At 73.5% G+C, this 24,695-nt stretch carries 22 protein-coding genes; 12 read left to right on the forward strand and 10 right to left on the reverse strand.

What is annotated here, in order from left to right; genetic code table 11:
* Positions 1–41: 41 nt before the first annotated feature.
* The 5 genes from LG396_RS03325 to LG396_RS03340 all read right to left on the reverse strand — a co-directional run bounded on the left by LG396_RS03325 (position 42) and on the right by LG396_RS03340 (position 4,307).
* Positions 42–881: a sulfurtransferase gene (locus tag LG396_RS03325; RefSeq protein WP_018836034.1), complete on the reverse strand. Its 840-nt coding sequence runs from the start codon at positions 879–881 to the stop codon at positions 42–44.
* A 168-nt stretch (positions 882–1,049) separates the two neighbouring features.
* Positions 1,050–1,190: a putative leader peptide gene (locus LG396_RS39905; protein WP_372483220.1), complete on the reverse strand. Its 141-nt coding sequence runs from the start codon at positions 1,188–1,190 to the stop codon at positions 1,050–1,052.
* Positions 1,191–1,368: 178 nt separating this feature from the next.
* Positions 1,369–2,097, reverse strand: coding sequence for an LmeA family phospholipid-binding protein (locus LG396_RS03330; RefSeq protein WP_225793494.1), 729 nt, complete (start codon positions 2,095–2,097; stop codon positions 1,369–1,371).
* Between the two features lie 97 nt (positions 2,098–2,194).
* Positions 2,195–4,042: a hypothetical protein gene (locus tag LG396_RS03335; protein WP_225793495.1), complete on the reverse strand. Its 1,848-nt coding sequence runs from the start codon at positions 4,040–4,042 to the stop codon at positions 2,195–2,197.
* 7 nt (positions 4,043–4,049) lie between these two features.
* Complete coding sequence (locus LG396_RS03340; protein WP_018836037.1) at positions 4,050–4,307, reverse strand: MoaD/ThiS family protein; 258 nt, start codon at positions 4,305–4,307, stop codon at positions 4,050–4,052.
* Between the two features lie 119 nt (positions 4,308–4,426).
* On the opposite strand from LG396_RS03340, the gene LG396_RS03345 reads away from it, so the two are divergent.
* The 3 genes from LG396_RS03345 to LG396_RS03355 all read left to right on the forward strand — a co-directional run bounded on the left by LG396_RS03345 (position 4,427) and on the right by LG396_RS03355 (position 8,858).
* Positions 4,427–6,172: an ABC transporter ATP-binding protein gene (locus LG396_RS03345; RefSeq protein ID WP_037749732.1), complete on the forward strand. Its 1,746-nt coding sequence runs from the start codon at positions 4,427–4,429 to the stop codon at positions 6,170–6,172.
* A gap of 155 nt (positions 6,173–6,327) precedes the next feature.
* Positions 6,328–8,166 carry an ABC transporter ATP-binding protein gene (locus tag LG396_RS03350; RefSeq protein WP_225793496.1) on the forward strand — a complete coding sequence of 613 codons (1,839 nt, stop codon included), beginning with the start codon at positions 6,328–6,330 and terminating at the stop codon, positions 8,164–8,166.
* A gap of 89 nt (positions 8,167–8,255) precedes the next feature.
* On the forward strand, positions 8,256–8,858 hold the full coding sequence (locus LG396_RS03355) for a Uma2 family endonuclease (protein ID WP_225793497.1): 603 nt from the start codon (positions 8,256–8,258) through the stop codon (positions 8,856–8,858).
* Here the strand turns inward: LG396_RS03355 and LG396_RS03360 are convergent.
* Positions 8,839–9,873 (reverse strand): alpha/beta hydrolase family protein, encoded by a 1,035-nt coding sequence (locus tag LG396_RS03360; RefSeq protein ID WP_225793498.1) that lies wholly within the window; start codon positions 9,871–9,873, stop codon positions 8,839–8,841. The genes LG396_RS03355 and LG396_RS03360 overlap by 20 nt on opposite strands.
* A 187-nt stretch (positions 9,874–10,060) precedes the next feature.
* On the opposite strand from LG396_RS03360, the gene LG396_RS03365 reads away from it, so the two are divergent.
* Together LG396_RS03365 and LG396_RS03370 are read left to right on the forward strand one after the other, a co-directional pair.
* Entirely contained in the window at positions 10,061–10,798 is a 738-nt protein-coding gene (locus LG396_RS03365) for a response regulator transcription factor (protein ID WP_018836043.1), read from the forward strand.
* Positions 10,799–10,872: 74 nt separating this feature from the next.
* On the forward strand, positions 10,873–11,889 hold the full coding sequence (locus LG396_RS03370) for a LacI family DNA-binding transcriptional regulator (protein ID WP_037749745.1): 1,017 nt from the start codon (positions 10,873–10,875) through the stop codon (positions 11,887–11,889).
* A gap of 43 nt (positions 11,890–11,932) precedes the next feature.
* On the opposite strand, the gene LG396_RS03375 is transcribed toward LG396_RS03370, so the two are convergent.
* The gene (locus tag LG396_RS03375) at positions 11,933–12,586 is read right to left on the reverse strand and encodes a hypothetical protein (protein ID WP_225793499.1); all 654 of its coding nucleotides are present in this window, start codon (positions 12,584–12,586) and stop codon (positions 11,933–11,935) included.
* A gap of 109 nt (positions 12,587–12,695) precedes the next feature.
* Positions 12,696–13,169: a DUF6194 family protein gene (locus LG396_RS03380; RefSeq protein ID WP_225793634.1), complete on the reverse strand. Its 474-nt coding sequence runs from the start codon at positions 13,167–13,169 to the stop codon at positions 12,696–12,698.
* A 48-nt stretch (positions 13,170–13,217) separates the two neighbouring features.
* Here LG396_RS03380 and LG396_RS03385 point away from each other — a divergent pair, with 48 nt between their 5' ends.
* The 5 genes from LG396_RS03385 to LG396_RS03405 all read left to right on the forward strand — a co-directional run bounded on the left by LG396_RS03385 (position 13,218) and on the right by LG396_RS03405 (position 17,921).
* Complete coding sequence (locus LG396_RS03385) at positions 13,218–14,018, forward strand: MerR family transcriptional regulator (protein ID WP_225793500.1); 801 nt, start codon at positions 13,218–13,220, stop codon at positions 14,016–14,018.
* A complete protein-coding gene (locus tag LG396_RS03390) occupies positions 14,015–14,968 on the forward strand; it encodes a S1C family serine protease (protein ID WP_225793501.1) in 954 nt (317 codons plus the stop codon). The genes LG396_RS03385 and LG396_RS03390 overlap by 4 nt, the downstream gene beginning before the upstream one ends.
* 4 nt (positions 14,969–14,972) lie before the next feature.
* Positions 14,973–15,707, forward strand: a complete 735-nt coding sequence (locus tag LG396_RS03395; RefSeq protein ID WP_037749757.1) for a response regulator transcription factor — start codon at positions 14,973–14,975, stop codon at positions 15,705–15,707.
* A complete protein-coding gene (locus tag LG396_RS03400; protein WP_225793502.1) occupies positions 15,704–17,140 on the forward strand; it encodes a sensor histidine kinase in 1,437 nt (478 codons plus the stop codon). Before LG396_RS03395 ends, LG396_RS03400 begins: the two co-directional genes overlap by 4 nt.
* A 358-nt stretch (positions 17,141–17,498) precedes the next feature.
* Positions 17,499–17,921 (forward strand): SSI family serine proteinase inhibitor, encoded by a 423-nt coding sequence (locus LG396_RS03405; protein ID WP_037749761.1) that lies wholly within the window; start codon positions 17,499–17,501, stop codon positions 17,919–17,921.
* A 37-nt stretch (positions 17,922–17,958) separates the two neighbouring features.
* Here LG396_RS03405 and LG396_RS03410 read toward each other — a convergent pair whose 3' ends face one another.
* Together LG396_RS03410 and LG396_RS03415 are read right to left on the reverse strand one after the other, a co-directional pair.
* A complete protein-coding gene (locus LG396_RS03410; RefSeq protein WP_225793503.1) occupies positions 17,959–18,765 on the reverse strand; it encodes an SAM-dependent methyltransferase in 807 nt (268 codons plus the stop codon).
* Positions 18,766–18,938: 173 nt separating this feature from the next.
* Positions 18,939–20,795: a bifunctional metallophosphatase/5'-nucleotidase gene (locus tag LG396_RS03415; RefSeq protein WP_263978685.1), complete on the reverse strand. Its 1,857-nt coding sequence runs from the start codon at positions 20,793–20,795 to the stop codon at positions 18,939–18,941.
* Between the two features lie 130 nt (positions 20,796–20,925).
* Between LG396_RS03415 and mshD the strand changes: the two genes are divergently transcribed.
* Together mshD and LG396_RS03425 are read left to right on the forward strand one after the other, a co-directional pair.
* Positions 20,926–21,870, forward strand: a complete 945-nt coding sequence (gene mshD / locus LG396_RS03420) for a mycothiol synthase (RefSeq protein ID WP_037749770.1) — start codon at positions 20,926–20,928, stop codon at positions 21,868–21,870.
* A 148-nt stretch (positions 21,871–22,018) separates the two neighbouring features.
* Positions 22,019–24,280, forward strand: a complete 2,262-nt coding sequence (locus tag LG396_RS03425) for an RNA degradosome polyphosphate kinase (RefSeq protein ID WP_018836058.1) — start codon at positions 22,019–22,021, stop codon at positions 24,278–24,280.
* The last annotated feature ends 415 nt before the right edge of the window (positions 24,281–24,695 follow it).

Raw genomic sequence — 24,695 nt, forward strand, 5'->3', positions numbered from 1 at the left:
GAGTCGTGTCCTTTCTCGGGGTGTGACCGGGCGGCCGGCAGTCAGTCGTTGGCGCCCAGTTCGATCGGCACGCCGACGAGCGAGCCGTACTCGGTCCAGGAGCCGTCGTAGTTCTTGACGTTCTCCTGGCCCAGCAGCTCGTGCAGCACGAACCACGAGTGCGCCGAGCGCTCGCCGATGCGGCAGTAGGCGATGGTGTCCTTCGACAGGTCCACGCCCTCGCCCTCGTACAGCTCCTTCAGCTCGTCGTCCGACTTGAAGGTGCCGTCGTCGTTGGCCGACTTCGACCACGGGATGTTGCGCGCGGAGGGCACGTGCCCGGGGCGCTGCGACTGCTCCTGCGGGAGGTGCGCCGGGGCGAGCAGCTTGCCGGAGAACTCGTCGGGGGAGCGGACGTCGACGAGGTTGAGGGTGCCGATCGCGGCCACGACGTCGTCGCGGAAGGCGCGGATGGAGGTGTCCTGCGGCTTGGCCTTGTACGCGGTGGCCGCGCGCTGCGGCACCTCGGCGACCAGGTCGCGGGAGTCCAGCTCCCACTTCTTGCGGCCGCCGTCGAGGAGCTTCACGTCGCCGTGGCCGTAGAGCTTGAAGTACCAGTAGGCGTACGCCGCGAACCAGTTGTTGTTGCCGCCGTAGAGGACGACCGTGTCGTCGTTGGCGATGCCGCGCTCGGACAGCAGCTTCTCGAAGCCGGCCTGGTCGACGAAGTCGCGGCGCACCGGGTCCTGGAGGTCGGTCTTCCAGTCGATGCGGACGGCGTTCTTGATGTGGTTCTTGTCGTACGCGGCGGTGTCCTCGTCGACCTCGACGAGGACGACCTTCGGGTTGTCGAGGTTGGCCTCGACCCAGTCGGCGTCCACCAGGACGTCACTGCGGCTCATCTGCTTCTCTCCTCCGGAGCGCTGAGACAGGGGTACGGGCGGGTGTGCACCCGGCGCGCGCAGCAGGCAGGGCGGTGCGCCGGGGGCGGAAGTGTGCGGACAGCCGGGCGGGCGGTGCGGGGAGGCACAGGCCCGGCTGGGGGCGGGAGCTGCGGGCCCGGACCCCGGTCAGGCGGTGCGACAGAGCATGGCGGCGACGCGGCACAGGTCGACCGCGCGCCGCTTGGTCAGGTGATCTGCCTGTCCCCGGGGGCGGGGACCGCTCTTCGAGCACAGCATGCCGTCGATCGTACGGAGGGACGTGCGCATGTGTCACCGGCGTGTCGGACTATGAGACGCCTTCGTCCGGAATGTGGGACGAGGGGTGGGATGCGGACCCCGCCGGACGGGGCGGGCGGGGGTGGCGGGGCCCGGGTTTCTGCGGTACGGACGCGGCGGTCTCAGCTGGCGGACGGGGGGCCGTCCGCGGCGCCCCCGCGGGGGACGCTCAGCCCTTGGCCGAGCGCTCGTCGCCCAGCTCCACGTCCTTGCCGCTGCCCGTGACGACGATCCCGTCCTCGGTCACCTCGACGTCCGTCAGGCGTATCCCGGGCGGCAGGTCGTTGATCGTCCAGTTGTAGTCCATCCGGTCGCGCACGAAGTCCTCCAGGCCGGGCACGCCCTTCAGGTTGTCGACGCCCGTGGCCCGCAGCCGGATCGTGTTGCCGTCGACCACGCTGACCTTGCCGAGCAGCGACTCCTCCAGCCGCTGCCCGAGGAAGGAGGTCCCGACCGTCGCCTTGACCTTGTTCTCGCCGGCCGCGCCCTTCCCGCCGTACGAGACGTCCACCACCGGCAGCGCCGCGGAGATGTCCTCGTACGTGATCGTCACCTTGCCGTCGGCCTTGTCCGCCGTCGCCCGGTCCCAGTCGTCGCCCTCGATCCGCACGCCCTCCAGCTCGCCGCGCACCCCGTCCAGACGCAGGGTCCGGCCACCGCCGCCGACGGCGTTGATGCCGTCGATCCGCACGTCCACCGTGTCGAACTTCCGCGCCATGAGCTGGGTCAGGAAGGGGAACCCCTTGATCTCGATGTCGGGCCGCTGGGAGAAGCCGTACTCCTTCTCGATGCGTTCGGCCGCGTCCGACTCGGCCACCCTGAGGGCGATGCGGTCGGCGGCCAGCGCGAGCACGCAGACCACGACAAGCACCACCGCTGTGATCTTCAACGCGCGCATCGGTTCTCCGCCCCCCGGTCGGTCGTGCCTGAGAGCTTAGACATGTGTACGGCTCCGTACCCGCAGGATGGCGGGAGCGGCGGCCTGCGGGTACGGGTCAGAGCAGCGCCAGCCCGAGCAGGTGGACCGCGGGCACCGAGAGCGTCAGCGGCAGGGACACCCCGGCCGTCATGTGCACGAACCGCGACGGGTAGTCGTAGCTGGCCACCCGGACCGCGATGAGCACGCACACCCCCGCCGCCAGGCCCAGCAGCCCGCCGGCGGCGCCCATGTCGGTGCCGAGCCCCGCCGCGAGCCCGCCGGCCCCGGCCGCGGCCACGGCGGCGACGGGCGAGGCGTTCGGCGGCAGCGGCACCCCGCGGCCCAGCGTCCCGGCGGCCACGGCGACGGCGCCGACGACGACCGCGTGCCGCTCGGCGGCCAGGTAGCCGGAGGCGAGGACGGCGAGGGCGGCGGCGGCGAGGGCGACGTTCAGCGCGGTGAGGCGCTCCTTGGGCGCGCTGGTGCTGCGCAGCTGGACGAGGGCGATGAGGAGGAACCAGCCGGCGAGTGAGCCGATCGCGGCGATCGTGGCGTCGTCCTCGTCGACCGCGAGGACGGCGCCGGTCGCGGTCAGCCCGGCGGCCGCGGCCAGCGCGATGCCCTCGCGGGCGGGCCACATGCCGTTCAGCCGGAACCAGCCGGCGGCGGTGACGCCCTGCAGCAGGGCTACGGCGGCGGCGAGCCCGGGGCGCACGTCGAGCGCCGCGGCGACGGCGAGGAGGCCGGCGAGCACGGCGGTGAGCGCGGCGGGCTGCGGGCCGGGCGCTATCAGGACGGAGGTGCCCTCCTCGCGGAGCACCTCGGCGGGGGGCTTGGGGCGGCGGAGGGTGGGGGCGCCGTAGAGGGTGCCGGTCTCGGGGCCGCCGGGGCCGGGGAAGCCGGGGCCGGCGCCGGGGGCGCCGGGGTGCGAGGGGGCGCCGGGATGGGCGTGGCGGCCGGCGGCGGGGACGTCGGGTTGGCCCGCCACGTCGCCGGGGTGGCCGGCTGCGTTGCCGTGGGGCCCTGCCGGGACGCCGGGGTGGCCCGGGCCCGTCGCGGGGGCGCCCGTGCCGCCGCGGTCCCAGCCGTCGGGCCACTGGGCGCCGGTCCCGCCCGGCGGCTCGTGCCCGGTGACCGGCGGAAGGTAGGCGGTCTGCTCGACGGCCGCTCCGGCGCCGGTGCCGCCGTACCCGGCGGGGGCGTCGTCCGTCACCGGCGGCAGGTACGCCGTCTCGTCGACCGCCGCGGCTCCCTGCGGCGCCGCGGCGCCGCGGCCGTCGCTCCCGGCGGGCGAGGGATAGGCCGTACCCGCGGCGCCGTACGCCTGCGGGCCTCCGCCCGTGCCCGTACCGCCGCCGGGCGAGCCGCCGCCGTACGGCGCTCCGGGCCCGCCGAGCTGCTCCTGGCCGCCCCCGCCGTACGGCGCCGCGTGCCCGCCGGCCGGGCCCGTGCCGCCGCGGTACCCCGGGCCGTGCCCGCCGGCCGGGGCCTGCCCCCCTGCCGGGGAGCCGTGCCCGCCGCCGTACGGCGCCTCGCCGTACCCCGCGCCGGCACCGGTGGACTGCCCCGCGCCCGCGGGGTCCTGGCCGCCGCCGTACGGCGCTCCGGGCCCGCCGCTCCCGCCGGGCTGCCCGCCGCCGTACGAACCCGCGTAGCCGCCGTCGTAGGGCCCCGCGTCCGTCACCGGGGGCAGGTACGACGTCTGCTGCGCCGCCGCCGACTCCTCGTGCAGGGCCATCCCCAACTGCGTCTCCGGCCCGCCGTACCCGTCGTCGCCCTGGCCCGCCGCCGGCGGGAACTGCGTGTGCCCGCTCGGCGGAGGGCCGGCTCCGTCGCCGTCGCGCTGGTCCTCGTACGGGGCCCAGCCCGCGGGCGCCGAGGGGGCAGCCGACCACGGCGCGGGGTCGTGTCTCTGGTCGCTCATCGTGCGCCTAGCCTCCCGCGAACGGGGGCAGGACCTCAACCGTCCCCCCGTCCGCCAGCGCCACCCCCGCGTGGTCGCGGGCGCCCACCGCCCGCCCGTCCACGAGGAACGAGCACCGGGCCAGCACCCGCGCGAGGTCGTCGCCGTGCCGCCCCCGGGCCGCGGCCAGCGCCTCGGCCAGGGTGTCCGCCGCGTAGGGCTCCTCCGCGGTGCCCGCCGCGGCCTTGGCCGCCGCCCAGTACCGGATGGTGCCGCTGGCCGTCATGGCGCGCCGCCCCCTTCTTCTCCTCGACTCCCGCGCGCGGTCGCGCGGTGCGTCCCGTCCCATCATGCCCCTGGCGAAATTCTCGTCGCCCCGGGCAACCTTCGACGTACGCTGCGGACGTGCTCGTCCGAATCCTCCGCGCTCACCTGCGCCCGTACCGCCGGGACATCGGCTGGATCGTGGCGCTGCAGCTCATAGCGACCCTGACGACGCTCTACCTCCCCACGCTCAACGCCGACATCATCGACCACGGCGTCATCCCCGGCGACAACGGCTACATCGTGCGCACCGGCGGCTGGATGATCGCCTTCAGCGTGGTGCAGCTCTGCGCGGCCGCCGGCGCCGTGTTCCTCGGCGCCCGTACGGCCACGGCCCTCGGCCGCGACCTGCGCGCCTCCGTCTTCGACCGCGTGCAGTCCTTCTCCGCCCGCGAGATGGCCCGCTTCGGCGCCCCGTCCCTGATCACCCGCACCACCAACGACGTGCAGCAGATCCAGATGATGGGCCTGATGGCGTTCACGATGATGGTCTCGGCGCCGATCATGTGCGCCGGCGGCGTCGTCATGGCGCTCAACCAGGACGTGCCGCTGACGTCCCTGCTGCTGGTCGTCGTGCCGGCCATGGGCGTCTTCATGGCGATGATCGTGCGCCGGATGCGCCCGCTGTTCCGCAGCATGCAAAAGCGCATCGACGAGGTCAACCGCATCATGCGCGAGCAGATCACCGGCATCCGCGTCATCCGAGCCTTCGTCCGCGACGAGCACGAGCAGGGCCGCTTCGGCACGGCGAACGCCGACCTGATGGACGTGGGCGTACGGACCGGGCGGCTGCTGGCGCTGCTGTTCCCCACCCCGATGTTCGCCATGAACCTTTCGAGCGTCGCCGTCGTCTGGTTCGGGGCCGGGCGCATCGACAGCGGCGCCATGGACGTCGGTGCGCTGACGGCGTTCCTTTCCTACCTGATGTACATCCTCATGAGCGTGATGATGGCCACCTTCATGTTCATGATGATCCCGCGCGCGGAGGTCTGCGCCGAGCGGATCCAGGAGGTGCTGGACACCGAGTCGTCCGTCGTCCCGCCCGCGGCCCCGGTGCCCGCGGCGGCCGGGCCGCGCGAGCGCGGCCGGCTCGACGTCCGCGGCGTCGAGTTCCGCTACCCGGGCGCCGAGGAGCCGGTGCTGACGGACGTCGACCTGGTGGCGCGCCCGGGGCGGACGACGGCGGTCATCGGCAGCACGGGCAGCGGCAAGTCGACCCTGCTGGCCCTGGTGCCGCGGCTGTTCGACGCCACGGCGGGCAGCGTCGAGGTGGGCGGCGTGGACGTACGGGACCTGGACCCGGCGGCGCTGGCGCTGGCCATCGGGTACGTACCGCAGAAGCCGTACCTCTTCAGCGGCACCGTCGCCTCGAACCTCCGGTACGGCAAGCCCGACGCCACCGAGGACGAGCTGTGGGACGCGCTGCGCACCGCGCAGGCGGCGGACTTCGTACGGGAGATGGACGGCGGCCTGGAGGCGGCCGTCGCCCAGGGCGGCTCCAACGTCTCCGGCGGCCAGCGGCAGCGCCTCGCGATCGCCCGCGCGCTGGTGCACCGCCCCGACATCTACCTCTTCGACGACTCCTTCTCCGCCCTCGACTACGCCACCGACGCCGCCCTGCGCGCGGCCCTCGCGCGCCGGCTCGGGGACGCGACGGTCGTGATCGTCGCGCAGCGGGTCGCGACGATCCGCGACGCGGACCGGATCGTGGTCCTGGACGAGGGCCGGGTGGCGGGCACGGGGACGCACGCGGAGCTGATGGCGGCGAACGAGACATACCGCGAGATCGTGCTCTCCCAGCTCACGGAGAAGGAGGCGGCGGCATGAGCGCACCGGCGAAGGAGCCGCCGAAACCGGGGAACGAGGGAGGCCAGGGGTCTCCGGGAGGTCCGGGGTCTCCGGGAGGCCCCGGAGGCACGGAGGGCCCGGGCAAGCCGGGGAACCGGCCGCCCGGCCCGCGCCCCGCCGCCGGCGGCGGGCCCATGCGCATGTTCAGCGGCCCGCCGGTCGAGCGCTCCCTCGACTTCCGCGGCTCCGCCGTCCGCCTCCTGCGCACCCTGCGTCCCGACCGCACCCTGATCCGCGTCATCCTCGCCCTCGGCGCCGCCAGCATCGCGCTCACCGTCGCCGGCCCGAAGCTCCTCGGCCACGCCACCGACCTCGTCGTCGCCGGCGTCTACGGCGACCGGGTCGACACCGGCTCCGCCCGCGCCACCGACGGCATCGACTTCGACGCCGTCGGCCGCACGCTGCTGTGGGCGGCCCTCGTCTACGTCGCCGCGTGGGGCTTCGCGCTCGCGCAGACGCGGCTGACGGCCGTGGTCGTGCAGCGGGCGGTCTTCCGCCTCCGCGAGGAGGTGGAGGCGAAGCTGTCGCGGCTGCCGCTGTCGTACTTCGACCGCAACCAGCGCGGCGAGATCCTCTCCCGTGCGACCAACGACATCGACAACGTCGGGCAGTCGCTCCAGCAGACCATGAGCCAGATCGTGACGTCGCTGCTGACGATCGTCGGGGTGCTGGCGGTGATGTTCTGGATCTCGCCGCTGCTGGCGCTGGTCGCGCTGGTGACCGTACCCCTGTCGATCACGGTCGCGACCCGGGTCGGCAAGCGGGCACAGCCGCAGTTCGTGGCGCAGTGGGCGTCCACCGGCAAGCTGAACGCGCACATCGAGGAGATGTACACCGGGCACTCGCTGGTCCAGGTCTTCGGCCGCCGCGAGGAGGCGGCGGAGACCTTCCGCGAGGAGAACGACGAGCTGTTCCGGGCCGGCTACCGGGCGCAGTTCATCTCCGGGCTGATCCAGCCGGCGATGATGTGCATAGGCAACCTCAACTACGTGCTGGTCGCCGTCGTCGGCGGGCTGCGGGTCGCCTCCGGGGCGCTGTCGATCGGCGACGTGCAGGCGTTCGTGCAGTACTCGCGGCAGTTCAGCCAGCCGCTGGGGCAGATCGCGTCGATGGCCAACCTGGTGCAGTCGGGCGTCGCCTCGGCGGAGCGGGTCTTCGAGCTGCTCGACGCGGACGAGCAGGAGCCGGACCCCGCCGCCCCGGCCCGCCCGGCGGAGCCGGTGCGGGGCGAGGTGGCGTTCGAGGGCGTCTCGTTCTCGTACGACCCGGAGAAACCGCTGATCGAGGACCTGTCGCTGACGGTCCGCCCGGGCCAGACGGTGGCGATCGTCGGCCCGACGGGGGCGGGGAAGACGACGCTGGTGAACCTGCTGATGCGGTTCTACGAGGTGGCGGACGGCCGGATCCTGCTCGACGGCGTCGACGTGGCGGAGATGAGCCGCGAGGAGCTGCGGGCGCAGATCGGGATGGTGCTCCAGGACACGTGGCTGTTCGGCGGCACGATCGCGGAGAACATCGCGTACGGCGCCCCGGCGGGCACCCCGCACGACAAGATCGTCGCCGCCGCGAAGGCCACCCACGTCGACCGCTTCGTACGGACCCTGCCGGACGGCTACGACACGGTGATCGACGAGGAGGGCACGGGCGTCTCGGCGGGCGAGAAGCAGCTCGTCACCATCGCCCGGGCGTTCCTCGCGGAACCGGCGATCCTGGTCCTGGACGAGGCGACCAGCTCGGTGGACACCCGCACGGAGGTCCTGATCCAGCACGCGATGGCGGAACTCCGCACGGGCCGCACGAGCTTCGTGATCGCCCACCGCCTCTCCACGATCCGCGACGCGGACGTGATCCTGGTGATGGAGGCGGGGTCGATCGTGGAACAGGGCACGCACGAGGAACTCCTGGCGGCCCAGGGCGCCTACGCCCGCCTGTACCAGGCGCAGTTCGCGGAACCGGTAGCAGAAACGATCTAGGTCACCCACGCGTGTGGTCTCCGCCCCGGACCGATGATCGGCCCGGCGCGGGCGGGAGAGACTGGCTGCGGCCCGGAAGGGGGTGCACCATGACGGTTATGGCAGAGCGCAGGGCAGACGCGACGGTCGAGGAGTTCGAAGCGATCGCCAGGTCCGCCGACAAGGTGTCCGACGGGGCGGTCAGGCTGGAGTTCATCGCTGGGAAGATCAGGGTAAAGCGCGTGGCCGACGGAGATCACGACACGATCATCATGTGGCTGTTGCGCCGCTGTATGCAGAGCAGGCCGGAGCTCGGGCTCTTCGTCGAAAAGCAGCTCAAGGTGGAGGCCTACAGGCAGGGGCGGGCCCGCGTGGACGGTGTGCTGGCTCCGTGGGAGCACTTCGCCGGCAAGGAGGAGTGGGCGGAGCCGGACGGTGTGCTGATGACCGTCGAGGTCACATCCTCCGACTCCGACTCCGACACCGACCGCCGCGACCGGCGTGAGAAACCGTCCGCGTACGCGGCGGTGGGGATCCCGGTGCACCTGATGATCGACCGGTCCTCGTGCACCGTGACCGTCCTTACGTACCCGGATGCGGATCGCGCCTGCTACCGGGACTCACACACAGCACCCTTCGGCGAGCCCGTCGTCATCCCTGATCCCGTGGGCATCGAACTCGACACCGAGGTGCTCAAGAACTACGTCCGCTGACGGCCCTCACCGCCCATGTGGCGATCCGTGTCAGCAACTCCTCGCTCGCCGCGTTCTCCGCGTGGGCGAAGTCCTCCTCCAGCCACAGTTCCGCCGTGCCCGGTTCCGCCGCGGCGGCCAGGGACTCGGGGTGGTCCAGGGGGAAGTACGTGTCCCGGGTGCCGTGGACGATCAGCAGCGGGGCCGGGGCGATCAGGGGGACCGCGGCCGTGGGGGAGAGGGGTTCGGGGTTCCAGCGGCGGTGGTGGATGCGGGTCTTCAGGGCGAGGCGGGAGACCGCCCGGCCCGTACGGCGTTCCACTATCCAGTGCAGCCGCCGCATCGGCGCCGTGCCGCGGTAGTACCAGCGGGCCGGGGAGCTGACGGACACCACCGCGTCCGCGTAGGGGACCGTGCCCGTACGGACCGCGCCGGCGCCGAGCGCATCCGCACCGAGCGCCACCGAGCCGTCCGTACCGGAGCTGAGCGCCGCCGGGCCGTCCACGGCCGGGCCCGGGCCGGCCGTGCCGGGCCCCGCGGCAGCGCGTCCGTACGCCCCCTTGCGCCCCTCGCGCCCCCCGCGCTCCTGTTCGTCCCCCCGCGCCCCCGCGCGGTACAGCGCACCGTGGCGCAGCACCACCGAGCCGCCCATCGAGAACCCCACCGTCGCCACCCGCCCGTGTCCCAGCGACCGGGCCCAGGCCACCGCCGCCGCCAGGTCCAGCACCTCCCGGTCGCCGACCGTCGAGCGCCCGCCCGAGCCGCCGTGGCCCCGGAACGAGAACGTGACCACCCCCGCACGCTGCGCGAACACCGCCGCCGCGCGCCGGATCGCCGGCCGCTCCAGCGCGCCCGTGAAGCCGTGCGCCACCACGATCGCGGGGGCGTCCGGGCCCGGCCCCGGGTCGTACGCGGCCTCGATCGGCACCCCGTCCGCCGCCCGCAGCAGCGCCGTGCGCGCGCCGGGCGGGGCGGGGGCGGAAGGACCGGGTGCGGTGTCTCGCCGGCCGGACGAGGCCGCGGAGGTCGAGCTCATGTGGGCTATTCTGACGTGTGAAGGACCCGGGCAAGGTTGCCCCCGGGTCCTTTCGTGCTTTCATGCCACCTTCTGAGGAGGCCGACACCATGGGCAAACGCAGAGGCAGAGCCGAGACCGAGACCACCGCGACGACCCCGAGCCCGCCCCCCACGGTCACCGCCGCCGGCCACCGGGAGGTGCGCCCGTGAGTTCTCTGCTGCTCCTGACCAACGCCCTGCAGCCCTCCGCCGAGGTGCTCCCCGCGCTCGGCCTGCTGCTCCACAACGTCCGGGTGGCGCCCGCCGAGGGCCCCGCCCTGATCGACACCCCCGGCGCCGACGTCATCCTCGTCGACGGCCGCCGCGACCTGCCGCAGGTGCGCAGCCTGTGTCAGCTGCTGCACTCCACGGGCCCCGGCTGCCCGCTGATCCTCGTCGTGACGGAGGGCGGGCTCGCCGCCGTCACCGCCGAGTGGGGCGTGGACGACGTACTGCTGGACACCGCGGGACCCGCGGAGGTGGAGGCGCGGCTGCGGCTGGCGCTGGGCCGGCAGCAGCTGCCCGCGGACGAGAGCCCCACGGAGATCCGCAACGGAGATCTGACGGTGGACGAGGCCACGTACAGCGCGAAGCTGAAGGGGCGGGTGCTGGACCTGACCTTCAAGGAGTTCGAGCTCCTGAAGTACCTGGCGCAGCACCCGGGGCGGGTGTTCACCCGGGCGCAGCTCCTCCAGGAGGTCTGGGGCTACGACTACTTCGGCGGCACCCGCACCGTGGACGTCCACGTGCGGCGGCTGCGGGCGAAGCTCGGTCCGGAGCACGAGTCGCTGATCGGCACGGTCCGAAACGTGGGTTACCGCTTCGTGGTGCCGGAGAAGGCGGAGAAGAAGGCCGAGAACCGGGAGCAGAGGGGCGCGGCGCAGGAGGCGCGGCACCGCGCGTAGTAAGCCCCGAGGCGGTGGCCGGGGCATCACAGAGGCGGGGTAGTGCGGAGAGTCATCACGCGTAGACTTGCGCCGTGGCCAAGGTGACGCGGGACGACGTGGCACGGCTGGCGGGGACCTCGACCGCGGTCGTGAGCTATGTCATCAACAACGGACCCAGGCCGGTCGCCCCGGCCACCCGGGAGCGGGTGCTCGCGGCGATAAAGGAGTTGGGCTACCGCCCGGACCGCGTGGCGCAGGCCATGGCCTCGCGGCGTACGGACCTCATCGGCATGATCGTGCCGGACGCGCGGCAGCCGTTCTTCGGCGAGATGGCGCACGCGGTGGAGCAGGCGGCGTCCGAGCGCGGGAAGATGGTCCTCGTCGGCAACTCCGACTATCTCGACGACCGCGAGGTCCACTATCTGCGGGCCTTCCTCGGGATGCGCGTGTCCGGCCTGATCCTCGTCAGCCAGGGCCCGAGTCCCGCGGCGGCGGCGGAGATCGACGCGTGGGACGCGCGCGTGGTGCTCATGCACGAGCGCCGGGACCAGCCGGAGGACCTGGTCGTCGTCACGGACGACGTCGGCGGCGCGCGGCTGGCGACGAGCCACCTGCTGGAGCACGGCCACGCGTACGTGGCCTGCCTGGGCGGCGTCGAGACGACCCCGACGACGGGCGACCCGGTCACCGACCACGTCGAGGGCTGGCGCATCGCGATGCGCGCGGCGGGCCGCTCGACGGAGGGCCGGCTCTTCCAGTCCCCGTACAACCGTTACGACGCCTACCAGGTCGGCCTGAAGCTCCTCGCGGGCCCGGACCGCCCCCCGGCCATCTTCTGCGCCACCGACGACCAGGCCATCGGCCTGCTGCGGGCGGCCCGTGAGCTGCGCATCGACGTCCCGGGCGAACTGGCGGTGGCTGCGTTCGACAACGTCAAGGAGGCCGGCCTCACGGACCCGCCCCTGACGACGGTCGCCTCGGACCGCCCGGCGATGGCCCGCGCGGCGGTGGACCTGGTCCTGGACGAGACCCCCCTGGCCACCCGCCGCGAACGCCTGAAGCAGTTCCCGTCCCACCTGGTCACCCGCCGCTCCTGCGGCTGCCCGTAGCGGAGACGGGGCCGGGCGCCGTCGGCACGGGGGCTTCCAGCCGTCAGGCGAGGGGTGTTTCGGCGGACGTCGGAGTCGCCGGCGGGGGGCTGTACGACCTCACGGGGTCGGCCCAGCCGCCGAGGCGGCGGCTCAGGCCGAAGCGCCTGGGGAGCCACCAGCGCCTCCGTACGTGGCCGTCCGTGGCGGGCGACCACTGCGGGCCCGACAGGTCCTCCACGCCCCACCACGTCTTGACGGCCTTCCGGCCATGGAGCTTCAGCAGCGGCCAACGCGGTATGTGGAGGCCGACGTAGACCATGTTGACGTCGTCCCCGCACTTGGTCGTGTAGAAGCACCGGTGCCCGTCCGTGTAGCTCGCCCCCAGTCCGCAGTCGAGCCCCATGGTGCCGCCGAGCCAGGTGAGGGCCAGCTTCCCGTCCGCCGGGATCGACGGTACGAGCACGGGGTTGTACCAGACCTCGCGGTTGAGGCCGCGGGTCAGGGACGTACGCGCGGTCTGGGCGACCACGACGTTGGTGGCCGGGCCCCTGCCGACGTTCATCAGCCACCACTTCGGTTCCGCGGCGTCGTTCTGCGCGCTCTCCCACATGAACTGCAGGACGGGCATCTGGGACCGGCGGTCGGACATGTAGGCGACGACGAACGAGCCGAGCGACACCAGAACGGCGAACGCGGAGATGATCAGTGCCAGCACGGCACCCCCCTCGTCAGGGTTTGCGGGCCATGCCGCCGGAGTCGTCCTTCGAGCGCGGGTGGCGGCCCAAGCTACAGCAAGCGGGAGGGGCGCCCGCAGGCGTGGCCCGCTAGCCGCGCGCTCCCGGGGCGGGGCCCCCGCGGCGTTGCGCCCGGGCTCTTGCCTTGCCGTGGGCTTCGAGGAGGAGGCGCGAGGCAAGCGGGGTGGTGGCGGCCGGGTTGGTGATCGCGATCCAGCCCCCGGCGCGGTGGACGGGGTGGGGGAGGACCACGTCGGTCGCCGTGTAGTCCCTGGGGGCCGGGTCGGCGCGGGGGTCCTCGCCGGTCAGGTCGGCGAACGCGGCCCTGCCGACGTGGATGTTGAGCCGCCGGCGGCCGGGGTGGTCGAGGCCGCACAGGGTGTCACCGGGGTAGTTCTTCGTGACGACGGTGGCGTAGGGCTGCCCGTGCTGCGGCACCTCGCCGGAGGGGGCGTAGTAGAAGAAGTGGTCGCCCCAGGCGATCTCGGGGTACGCGTCGCCCTCGCGGGGGGCGAGTTCGAGCACGCCGTCGAATGTCCGGATCGTGCGGAGAAGCAGGTCCATACTCATGGTTCGAGCATGTAGGTGAAGTGCTAGTGGAGGGTTCGGCCCGTGCGCACCTCGGCCGTCGCCGCCGCGTCGGGTTACTCCGCGCAGCAGGTCCGCGATCTGGAGGCGCTGGGCGTCATTCCCGCCGCGGAGCGCGCGCCCAACGGCTACCGGCGGTTCTCCGCCGCGCACGTGCGCGCCCTGCGCGCGTACCGCGAGCTGGCCCACGCCGTCGGTCCCGTCGACGCCCGGCACGCGATGCGGGAGATCCGGCTCACGGCGCCCGGCCCCGGGGCGGCGGTGGTCGGCGGGCTGCACGCCCGGCTCAACGGCGAGCGCGAGCGGGCGGTGGCCGCGCGGCGGGCGCTGGCGGCCGTGCGCGCCGAGGCGGCGACCGATGCCGAGCCCGTCGACGCGGACTCCATGACCATCACCGAGCTGTCGTACGCGCTCGGGGTCAAAGCCTCCACTCTGCGCTTCTGGGAGAAGGCCGGTCTGGTGGCGCCGGAGCGGGTCGCCACGCGCGCGGGGACGGCCAGGCGCTACCCGCTCGCCGCCATCCGCGAAGCACGCGTCACCGCCGCCCTGCGCGCCGGCGGCCACCGCATCCCGGACGTACGGGAGGCGGTGGCCGCCCTCCGCGGCCTGGGCGACGTGAGCCGGTCGCTCGCCGCCCTCGACGCCCACCTGGACGCCCTCACCCGGCGCACCCTCGCCCTGCTGCGAGCCGGAGCCCTGCTGGCCGAGATCATCGAGTCGGGCCCCGGCCCCGCCGACTTTATTTCGGGCGAACACGGTTCTATTCCGCTTCTTACGTCCATCTCAGACGCCTCTCAGAATCCCCCGGGATCGTCTGTGACATGACGGAGCACACATACGGCACCAGCACCCAGCCCTCGCACACCGGCTACGCCGGGTTCGGCGCCCCGCCGCCGCACCCCGCAGACCCGCCGCGGCGGCGGCGGGCCAAGGGCCCCCTCGGGGTGCTCGCCGCCGCCGCGCTCGTCGCCGCCGTCGTCGGGGGCGGCAGCGCCGCGCTCGTCGGCGAGCTGACCGACTCGCCCGGTACGAGCAGCAGCAGCGCCGCCGGCGCCGCCAGCGGCACCCAGGTCTCCGCCGGGGACAGCGGCTCCGTCGCCGGGGTCGCCGCGGCCGTCAGCCCCAGCGTCGTGGAGATCCAGTCCTCCTCGACCGCCGGGCAGTCGACCGGGTCCGGGGTGGTCGTCACCGAGAGCGGCGAGATCCTCACCAACAACCACGTCGTCTCCGGCGCCCAGCAGGTCCAGGTCACCTTCAGCGACGGCTCCACCGCCACCGCCGACGTGGTCGGCACCGACCCCGACCTCGACATGGCGCTCGTCAAGGTGCAGGGCAAGTCCGGCCTCAAGCCCGCCGTCCTCGGCGACTCCGACTCCCTGAAGGTCGGCGACGAGGTCGTCGCCATCGGCTCCCCCGAGGGCCTGAGCGGCAGCGTCACCAGCGGCATCGTCTCCGCGCTCGACCGCGACGTCACCGTCGAGAAGGAGCAGCAGCAGCCGCAGGGCGGCGAGCAGTGGCCGTTCGGCTTCGGCGGCGGCCAGTACAACGGGCGGCTCGGGTCGGAGACGACCACGTACCAGGCCATCCAGACCGACGCCTCGCTGAACCCCGGCAACTCCGGCGGCGCCCTCGTCGACATGAACGGCCGGATCGTCGGCATCAATTCGGCCATGTACGCGCCGCCGGACGACTCCTCCGCGGGCAGCGTCGGGCTCGGATTCGCCATCCCGGTCAACGATGTGAAGCAGATCCTCGACGACCTCAGGAACAATTGAGGCCGTGACCGAGCAGCAGCAGCGCATCCTGATCGTCGACGACGAGCCGGCCGTACGCGAGGCGCTGGAGCGCAGCCTCGCCTTCGAGGGCTACGGGACCGAACTCGCCGTCGACGGTCTCGACGCCCTCGACAAGGCCGCCTCCTACCGCCCCGACCTCGTCGTCCTCGACGTGCTCATGCCCCGCATGGACGGCCTCACCGCCGCCCGCCGGCTGCGGGCCGCGGGCGACCGGGTGCCCATCCTCATGCTCACCGCCCGCGACACCGTCGGCGACCGCGTGACGGGGCTCGACGCGGGCGCCGACGACTACCTCGTCAAACCGTTCGAACTGGACGAGCTGTTCGCCCGCATCCGCGCGCTGCTGCGCCGCCGCGCGTACGCCGACGGCGGCGAACAGCCCGACACCGCCGAAACCCTGGAGTTCGGCGATCTGCGGATGGACCTCGCCGCCCGCGAGGTCACCCGGGGCGGCCGGGCGGTGGAGCTGACCCGCACCGAGTTCACGCTGCTGGAGCTCTTCCTCCACCACCCGCGGCAGGTGCTCACCCGCGAGCAGATCCTCAAGGCCGTCTGGGGCTTCGACTTCGAGCCCTCCTCCAACTCCCTCGACGTGTACGTCATGTACCTGCGCCGCAAGACGGAGGCCGGCGGCGCCCCGCGGCTGGTGCACACGGTCCGCGGCGTCGGCTACGTGCTGCGCGCCCCGGAGGGGGAGAGCCGGGCGGGCGGCAGGTGATCTCCCGTTTCGGCCGGCTCCCGCTGCGGTCCCGGCTGGCCCTGCTCACCGCGGCGGCCGTCGCGGTCGCGGTGACGGCGTGCGCGGTGACGGCGTGGTTCCTGGTGCGCTCGCAGCTCCTGTCGTCGCTCGACGAGGAGTTGGAGCAGACGCAGCAGACGACGGCCCGGTTCCAGATCGACAACGGCAGGCTCCGGTGCCCCCAGACGGTGCCGGACGACCAGGGGCCGTTCACGCCCAGCGGTCCGACGGTGCAGCTCGTCCTCCACGACGGCCAGCGGTGCTACCAGGTCGGCGAACGGCTCATCCAGGTCCAGGACCAGGACACCCGGGTCGCCAGCGGGGAGCTGGAGTGGGCCGCCCACAACGCGACCGCCGACGACGGCACCGAGTACCGGGTGCTCACCCGCCCGCTGGACCGGATCCCGGGCGCCGCCTTCACCGTCGGCCGTCCCCTCAGCGAGGTCACCGACCCTCTCGACACCCTCGCCCTCGTCCTCACCCTGCTCGCCGCCGGCGGCGTCGTCGCCTCCGGCGTCGCGGGGGTGGCGCTCGCCCGCGCGGGCCTGCGGCCGGTGGAGCGGTTGACCCATACCGTCGAGCACATCGCCCGTACCGAGGACCTCGCCGTCGAGATCCCCGTCGAGGGCGACGACGAGATCGCCCGGCTGTCCCGTTCCTTCAACGCCATGACCGCCGCCCTCGCCACCTCCCAGGAGCGGCAGCAGCAGCTCATCGCCGACGCCGGGCACGAGCTGCGGACGCCGCTGACCTCGCTGCGTACGAACATCGAGCTGCTCGCCCGCAGCGAGGAGTCCGGTCGCGAGCTGCCGCCGGGGCAGCGCAGGGAGCTGCTGGAGTCCGTGACCGCGCAGATGACCGAGCTGGCCGCGCTCATCGGCGACCTCCAGGAGCTGTCCCGGCCCGACGCGGCGCCGGACAGGGCGCAGCTGGAGGTCGTCGCGCTGGACGAGATCGCCGGGCGGGCGGTGCGGCGGGTGCGGCTGCGGGCGCCGGAGGTGCGGATCGACGCGGAGCTGGCGCCCTGGTTCGTACGGGCCGAGCCCGCGGCACTGGAGCGGGCCGTGGTCAACCTGCTGGACAACGCGGTGAAGTTCTCGCCCGCGGGCAGCCGGGTCGAGGTGCGGCTCGGCCGCGACGGGCTGCTGCGGGTGCGCGACCACGGCCCCGGCATCCCGGAGGCGGAGCTGCCGCACGTCTTCGAGCGGTTCTGGCGCTCGCCGTCGGCCCGCAGCCGGCCGGGCAGCGGGCTCGGGCTGTCGATCGTCGCCCGTACGGTGCAGCAGGCCGGCGGCACCGTGGAGCTGCGCCGGGCGGCCGGCGGGGGTACGGAGGCGCTGCTGCGCCTGCCGGGGGCGCCGGAGCCGCCGCCGGGGTCCTTAGCCGCGATCCGGGGGCTGGGCCCTGTCTGACAAATGGCGCCGTCCGCCCGCAGGGCGGGTGTCGCGGCGTCTGGTGCGTGCGATCGCAAGGCGGAGGGTCGACCGCATAGTGGGCCTATTCGGTCGATCCCGACAACGCAGCGAGCGTGCGTGCCAGGCGTCGCGACACAGGCGGGATTTGTCAGACAGGGCCCAGGGCCGGGCCGGTCGGCGTAGTCCGTACGGGGGCCGCGGAACCGGCCGCGTCCCCCGTACGGGCCAGGGGAGCCGAATCGAAGGACATGCCTCCTTCGGGTGACGGTGCCGCGCGCCGCTGACCGACTGGGGTATCTCTGACGTGCCAGACGCCCGACGCCTCCGCGTCACGTCCACCGAGGAGAAACCCCCCATGACCGTCCGGCCCCTCGCCGCCTTCCTGGCCGCCACCGCGGCCGCCGTGCTGCTGCCGCTGACCGCCGCCGCCACCGCCTCAGCCGAGCGCCCGCTGCCCGAGCCGTTCGACGCCACGCACCTGCGGCTGACGACGAAGTACGTCAGCGACCGCGCCAAGGGCGGCTTCACGTACCTGAACTGCGAACCCGTCGGGGGCACGCACCCGGCGGCGGAGTCGGCCTGCACGGACCTGACGAAGGTCGACGGGCGGTTCGAGGACCTGAGCGACAAGCAGGGCGCGTGCACGATGCAGTACGACCCCGTCGAGCTGCACGCCACCGGCACCTGGCGCGGCAAGCCCGTCGACTACGTCTCCGAGGTCTTCCCCAACCCCTGCATGGCGGACCTCGCGACCGGCGGGCACGTCTTCAACTTCTAGCCGGCAGGTCCGGCAGGGCCGGGTGGGGCGCCGGCGCCTACGGCTTGCGCCCCACCGCGCCGTACGCGTCGATCGGCCTGGCCGCGCCCACCTTCGCCGAGGCCGGGCGCCACTGGGTGATCGGCACCATGCCCGGTTCGAGCAGCTCCAGCCCCTCGAAGCACCGGCCCAGCTCGTCCGGGCCGCGCAGGTGGTACGGGACGCCGCCGGCCTCGATGAGCTTCTCGCCGCCCTCGACGACGGCCGCGCCGGTGTCGGTGCCGTCCCACAGCACCAGGTGGCTGCCCGACGGCACGGCGGCCATGACCCGGCCGGTGATGCGGAGCAGCTCGCCCAGCTCCGGCTCGTAGCCCAGGACGCCCATGAACATCACCGCCACCGGCTCGCCGAAGTCCAGGGTCTCCGCCGCCCCGGCGAGGATCCGCTCCGGGTCGTGGTAGTCGGCGTGGACGTAGGAGGTCACGCCCTCGGCGCGGCTGTTGCGCAGCAGGGCGCGGGCGTGGGCCAGCACCAGCGGGTCGTTGTCGACGTACACGATGCGGGACTCGGGGGCGGTCTGCTGCGCCACCTCGTGGGTGTTCTGCATCGTGGGCAGGCCGGTGCCGATGTCGAGGAACTGCCGGATGCCGGCCTCGCCGGCCAGGTGGGACACGGCGCGGATGAGGAACTGGCGGGACTGCCGGGCCATGACGACGATGTCCGGGTACACCTGCGCCACGGCGTCGCCCGCGGCCCGGTCGGACGCGTAGTTGTCCTTGCCGCCCATCCAGTGGTTCCAGATCCGCGCCGCGTGCGGCACGGTGGGGTCGACCGCCGCGGGTACGGCGTCCTCGTCGCTGCTCATGGTGACCGTCCTGCCGGGAGAGGGCTGCGCTGAAGGCCGGAAAGGGCCCGTCCCGCCGGGGAGTCGGCGGTGGACGCGCCGGGGGACCATCACAGCAGAAGGGGGTGGGCGGCGCGAGCGGTTCCGGCCGCTCCGCCGCCCACCCCTCCGTCCTGCGAGGCGGTCCGCCCCGGCTACGGCTGTCCGACCACCGTGATCCGGTCCGCGGCCGGCGGCGCCAGCGGCTCGTCCGCGGAGGAGTTCGCCGTCAGGTACGTCTCCAGCGCCGCCAGGTCGTCCCCGCCGACCAGCGGGTCCGTGCCCTCGGCGAGGGTGGGGAAGCCGTCGCCGCCGCCGGCGAGGAACGAGTTCACCGCGACCCGGTACGTGGCCGCGGGGTCGAGCGGCTGCCCGTCGAGCTTCACCGAGTCGGCGACGACGCGGTCGGCGCCCGACTTCGTGAAGTCCAGGGTGTAGGTCAGCCCGGCGGACGGCTGGAGGATCTTCGGCGACGCCTCGTTGGCGCCGCCGACCTGCTCGCGGAGCACCTTCAGGAGCTGCTCGCCGGTCAGGGTGGTCAGGTTCACGGTGTTGGAGAACGGCTGGACCGTGAAGCCCTCCCCGTAGGTGACGACCCCGTCGCCCTCGCCGCCGGACGCCGCGTACGTGATGTCCGCGCGGATCCCGCCCGGGTTCATCAGCGCCAGCACCGCGCTCTCGTCGAGCGTCCTGGCGTGCGCGAGCTGCGCGTCCGCGATGAGGTCGCCGAGCGGCGACTCGGTGCCGGAGCGCGGCACGTCGCCGGAGACCCAGCCGACGGGCTTGGCGGCGATCGGCTCGGCGAGCGCGTTCCACTCCTCGATCAGCGAGGTCATGTCCGGCGCCTTCGGCCGCTCGCGGTCGACCACGTGGTTCTCGGCGTCCGGCAGCTCGGTCGCCGTGCGCACGATGTCGCCGCTGCGGCGGTCGTACGTCAGCGTGGTGTCGGTGTAGAGCCGGCCGAAGGACGACGCGGAGGTGACGCTGCGCGCGTTGCCCTCCGGGTCGGGGATGGTGCAGGCGTACGGCTGGTGGGTGTGGCCCGTGACGAAGGCGTCGACGCTCGCCGTCGTGCCCTCGGCGATCTCGGCGACCGGCCCGGAGATCCCGGCGCCCGGACCGGGGCTGTCGCAGTCGTAGTTGTACGCGCCGCCCGCCGAGGCCGCGGGGAACCCGCCCTCGTGGACCAGCGCGACGATGGACTCCACGCCCTGCCGCCGCAGTTGCTTCGCGTACCTGTCGATCGTCTCGATCTCGTCGTGGAACTCCAGGCCCGCGACGCCCTCGGCGGAGACGATGTCGGGGGTCGCCTCCAGCGTCACGCCGATGAAGCCGATCTTCACGCCCCGCTCCTTCCACACGTACACCGGGTCGAGGGCCGGCTTGCCGGTCTTCTCCTCGGTGACGTTGGCGGCGAGGTAGGGGAAGTCGGCGCCCCCGAAGGTGCGGCCCTCCCGGTAGCTCCCGTCCTTGGGGTGGTCGCCGCCGTCCTCGAGGCGCCGCAGTTCGGCGAGGCCCTCGTCGAACTCGTGGTTGCCGACGCCCGCGACGTCGAGGCCGAGGCCGTTCATGGCCTCGACGGCCGGCTCGTCGTGGAAGAGGCCGGAGATCAGCGGGCTGGCGCCGACGAGGTCGCCGGCGGCGGCGGTGACGGAGTAGCGGTTGCCCTCGCGGGCGTCGCGCAGGGCGGTGGCGAGGTACTCGACGCCACCGGCCTCGATGTTCTTCTTCGAGCCGTCCGGCTGGAGTTCGGTGACCTGTCCCGAGGAGCCCTGCGGGGGTTCGAGGTTGCCGTGGAAGTCGTTGAAGGACAGCAGTTGGACGTCGACGGTGCGGCCGCGGTCCTTGCGGTCCGCCCCGCCGGCCCGGTCCGTACTGTCCGCGCCCGCCGGCTGTGCGGCGGCGAAGAGGCTGCCGGCGACCGCGAGCGCGGCCACGCCCGCCGCGGCCCGGCGCCCCCTCCGGGTCGTACGAACGCTGCCTGGCCGCTGTGCTCTTCGAGACCTCACCATGAACGCCCCCTCGGCGCGACGCGGAAACACCGCTCGGCAGCTTAGGGTCGACGCGCGTAGCGCGTCTCCAACAAGGACTGAACTATTCCCAAAGCTTGTCCGGCGCCCCGCTGGCCTTAGGCTTCACTCCATGACGGAGTCAGGTACGACCGACACGGGGAAGCCGCGCGGCAGGCGCATCGACGTGCTCGACGAGCTCACGCCGTCCCAGTCCCACGCCGTGCTCGGCATCATCGACGCCGCCGCCGGGACCGACGGCCGGCAGGCCGTCTCCGAGCAGGGCCGGCTCACGTTGCGCAGAGGCCACCGCGACGGCGTCAAGCACCTCCTCCTCTACGACGGCACGGAACCCGCGGGCTACGCGCAGCTGGAGGAGACCGACCCCGTCGAGCCGCCCGCCGCCGAGCTGGTCGTCCACCCCGCGTACCGCCGCCGCGGCCACGGCCGGGCGCTGGGCCGCGCGCTGCTCACCGAGTCCGGCCAGCGGATGCGGCTGTGGGCGCACGGCGGCCACCCCGCGGCCCGGCACCTGGCGCAGCTCCTCGGCCTCACGCTCTTCCGCGAGCTGCGCCAGCTGCGCATGCCGCTCGACGGGTTCGCGGGGGAGGGTGCGCCGGAGCCGCGGCTGCCGGCGGGGGTCACGGTGCGTACGTTCCGGCCGGGCGAGGACGACGCGGAGTGGCTGGCCGTCAACGCCGCCGCCTTCGCCCACCACCCCGAGCAGGGCTCGCTGACGCAGGCCGACCTGGACGACCGCAAGGCGGAGCCGTGGTTCGACCCGCGCGGCTTCTTCCTCGCCGAGCGCGCCGGGAAGGTCGTCGGCTTCCACTGGACGAAGGTGCACAGCGCGGAGCAGCTCGGCGAGGTGTACGTCCTGGGGGTGCACCCCGACGCGCAGGGCGGCGGGCTCGGCAAGGCGCTGACGACCATCGGGCTGCGCCACCTGGCGTACGACCGCAGCATGCCGACGGCCATGCTGTACGTGGACGCCGACAACGCGCCGGCGGTCGCCGTCTACGAGGGGATGGGCTTCCGCACCCACGAGACGGACCTGATGTACCGCACGGAGGGCTGACCGGGGCGGGCGGGCCCGTACCGGCACCGAGGGTTGGCCGCGTCGTTACCCTCGGTTCAACCGCGGTTGCGACCATCGGTGGATGCAGCGCTCCGCCGCGAACATCTCCGCCGTGCCGGGTCGGGCCCGGACACGGGAGAATAGGGGCATGGACGACAGCTCGCCCCTCGTCACCGCCGCCCAGCCCGCGCAGCCGGCCCAGCCGTCGGTGGGCTCGATCGCCGCCCGCCGCCCGCACGCGGTGGCCCCCGCCATGCAGCGGGCGGCCCAGCAGATCGACCCGGACATCGACGCCGACGCCGACGACTACGACGGCCGGGAGGCGGACGAGGAACTGCCCCAGGGCCGCTTCCTGGACCGCGAGCGCAGCTGGCTGGCCTTCAACGAACGGGTCCTGGAGCTGGCCGAGGACCCGGCCACCCCGCTGCTGGAGCGCGCGAACTTCCTCGCGATCTTCGCCAGCAACCTGGACGAGTTCTTCATGGTGCGCGTCGCGGGCCTCAAGCGCCGCATCGCCACCGGCGTCGCCACCCGCTCCGCCTCCGGGCTGCAGCCGCGCGAGGTGCTGGACCTCATCTGGAACCGCTCGCGCGAGCTGATGGCGCGGCACGCCGCCTGCTTCCAGCAGGACGTGCAGCCGGCGCTGGCCGACGAGGGCATCCAGCTCATCCGCTGGGCCGACCTGGGCGAGAAGGAGCAGGCCCGGCTCTTCACCCTCTTCCGGCAGCAGATCTACCCCGTGCTGACGCCGCTGGCCGTCGACCCGGCGCACCCGTTCCCGTACATATCGGGACTCTCCCTGAACCTCGCGGTCGTCGTCCGCAACCCCGTCAGCGGCCACCGGCACTTCGCCCGCGTCAAGGTGCCGCCGCTGCTGCCGCGGTTCCTGGAGACCGCCACGGTCGGCGGGGCGCAGCGGTTCGTGCCGCTGGAGGACGTCATCGCCGCGCACCTGGAAGACCTCTTCCCGGGCATGGAGGTCCTCGCGCACCACACCTTCCGGGTCACGCGCAACGAGGACCTGGAGGTCGAGGAGGACGACGCGGAGAACCTGCTCAAGGCGCTGGAGAAGGAGCTGATGCGGCGCCGCTTCGGGCCGCCGGTGCGGCTGGAGGTGGAGGAGTCCATCGACCCGTACGTGCTGGACCTGCTGGTGCGCGAGCTGAAGATCTCCGAGGCCGAGGTCTACCCGCTGCCGGGTCCGCTCGACCTCACCGGGCTCTTCGGCATCGCGACGCAGGACCGGCCGGAGCTGAAGTACCCGAAGTTCATCGCCGGCACGCACCGCGACCTCGCCGAGGTCGAGTCGGCGTCGGCGCCCGACATCTTCGGGGCGCTGCGCGAGCGGGACGTGCTGCTGCACCACCCCTACGACTCCTTCTCCACCTCCGTCCAGGCGTTCCTGGAGCAGGCCGCGGCCGACCCGGACGTGCTGGCCATCAAGCAGACGCTGTACCGCACCTCCGGCGACTCGCCGATCGTCGACGCCCTGACCGACGCGGCGGAGAGCGGCAAGCAGGTGCTGGTGCTGGTGGAGCTGAAGGCGCGCTTCGACGAGCAGGCGAACATCAAGTGGGCGCGGAAGCTGGAGGAGGCGGGCTGCCACGTCGTGTACGGGCTCGTCGGGCTGAAGACGCACTGCAAGCTGTCGCTGGTCGTACGGCAGGAGGGCGAGACCCTGCGCCGCTACAGCCACGTCGGCACCGGCAACTACCACCCGAAGACCGCCCGGCTCTACGAGGACCTGGGCCTGCTGACCGCCGACCCGCAGGTCGGCGCGGACCTCTCCGACCTCTTCAACCGGCTCTCGGGCTACTCGCGGCGGGAGAACTACCGCCGGCTGCTCGTCGCGCCCACGTCGGTGCGCGAGGGCCTGGTCCACCGGATCCACCGCGAGATCACGCACCACCGGGCCGGCCAGCCCGCGTACGTACGCATCAAGGTCAACTCGATCGTCGACGAGGCCGTCATCGACGCCTGCTACCGGGCCTCGACGGCGGGCGTCCCGGTCGACATCTGGGTGCGCGGCATCTGCGCGGTGCGGCCGGGGGTGGCGGGCCTGTCGGAGAACATCCGGGTACGCAGCATCCTGGGCCGGTTCCTGGAGCACTCCCGGGTCTTCGCCTTCGGCAACGGGGGCGAGCCGGAGGTGTGGATCGGCAGCGCGGACATGATGCACCGCAACCTCGACCGGCGCATCGAGGCGCTGGTCCGGGTCGCGGACCCGGCACACCGCGAGGCGCTGAGCCGGCTGCTGGAGACGGGGATGTCGGACACCGTCGACTCCTGGCACCTGGACTCCAACGGCGACTGGACGCGCAACGCGGTGGACGACGCGGGGAGCCGGCTGGCGAACGTACAGGAAATGCTCATCGACGCCCGGAGGCGCCGGCGTGTCATCGCGGCATGAGACATCCGTGGCGGCCACCGCGGCGCCGGGCGGCGGCACGACCGCCGCGGGCGAGGTGCTGGCGGGGTACCTGAGCACGCAGGCCACGGAGCTGCTGCGCGGCCTGCGGGACCTCCCGGCGCAGGACCCGGGCGCGGAGGCGGACGCCGCGGCCGTCGCGGGCGCGGTCCACGACGCGGCGTTCCGCATCGCGGACGCGCTGGGCAGCTTCGGTCCGTTACTGGACGCGGAGTGGGCGGAGCGGCTGGAGGGCGAGCTGTACTGGCTGGGCACGACGGTGCTGCGCGAGCACGTGTACGCGGCCCGCCGGGACCGGCTGGTGGCGGCGCTGCGCCGGCTGTCGGGGGAGGAGGAGGCGGCTGACCTCGCGGCCGGCGCGGGCGACCTCGCGGTCGGCGCGGCGGACCGGGGCCGG

This window comes from Streptomyces aculeolatus, assembly GCF_020400605.1.
Lineage (GTDB): Bacteria > Actinomycetota > Actinomycetes > Streptomycetales > Streptomycetaceae > Streptomyces > Streptomyces aculeolatus.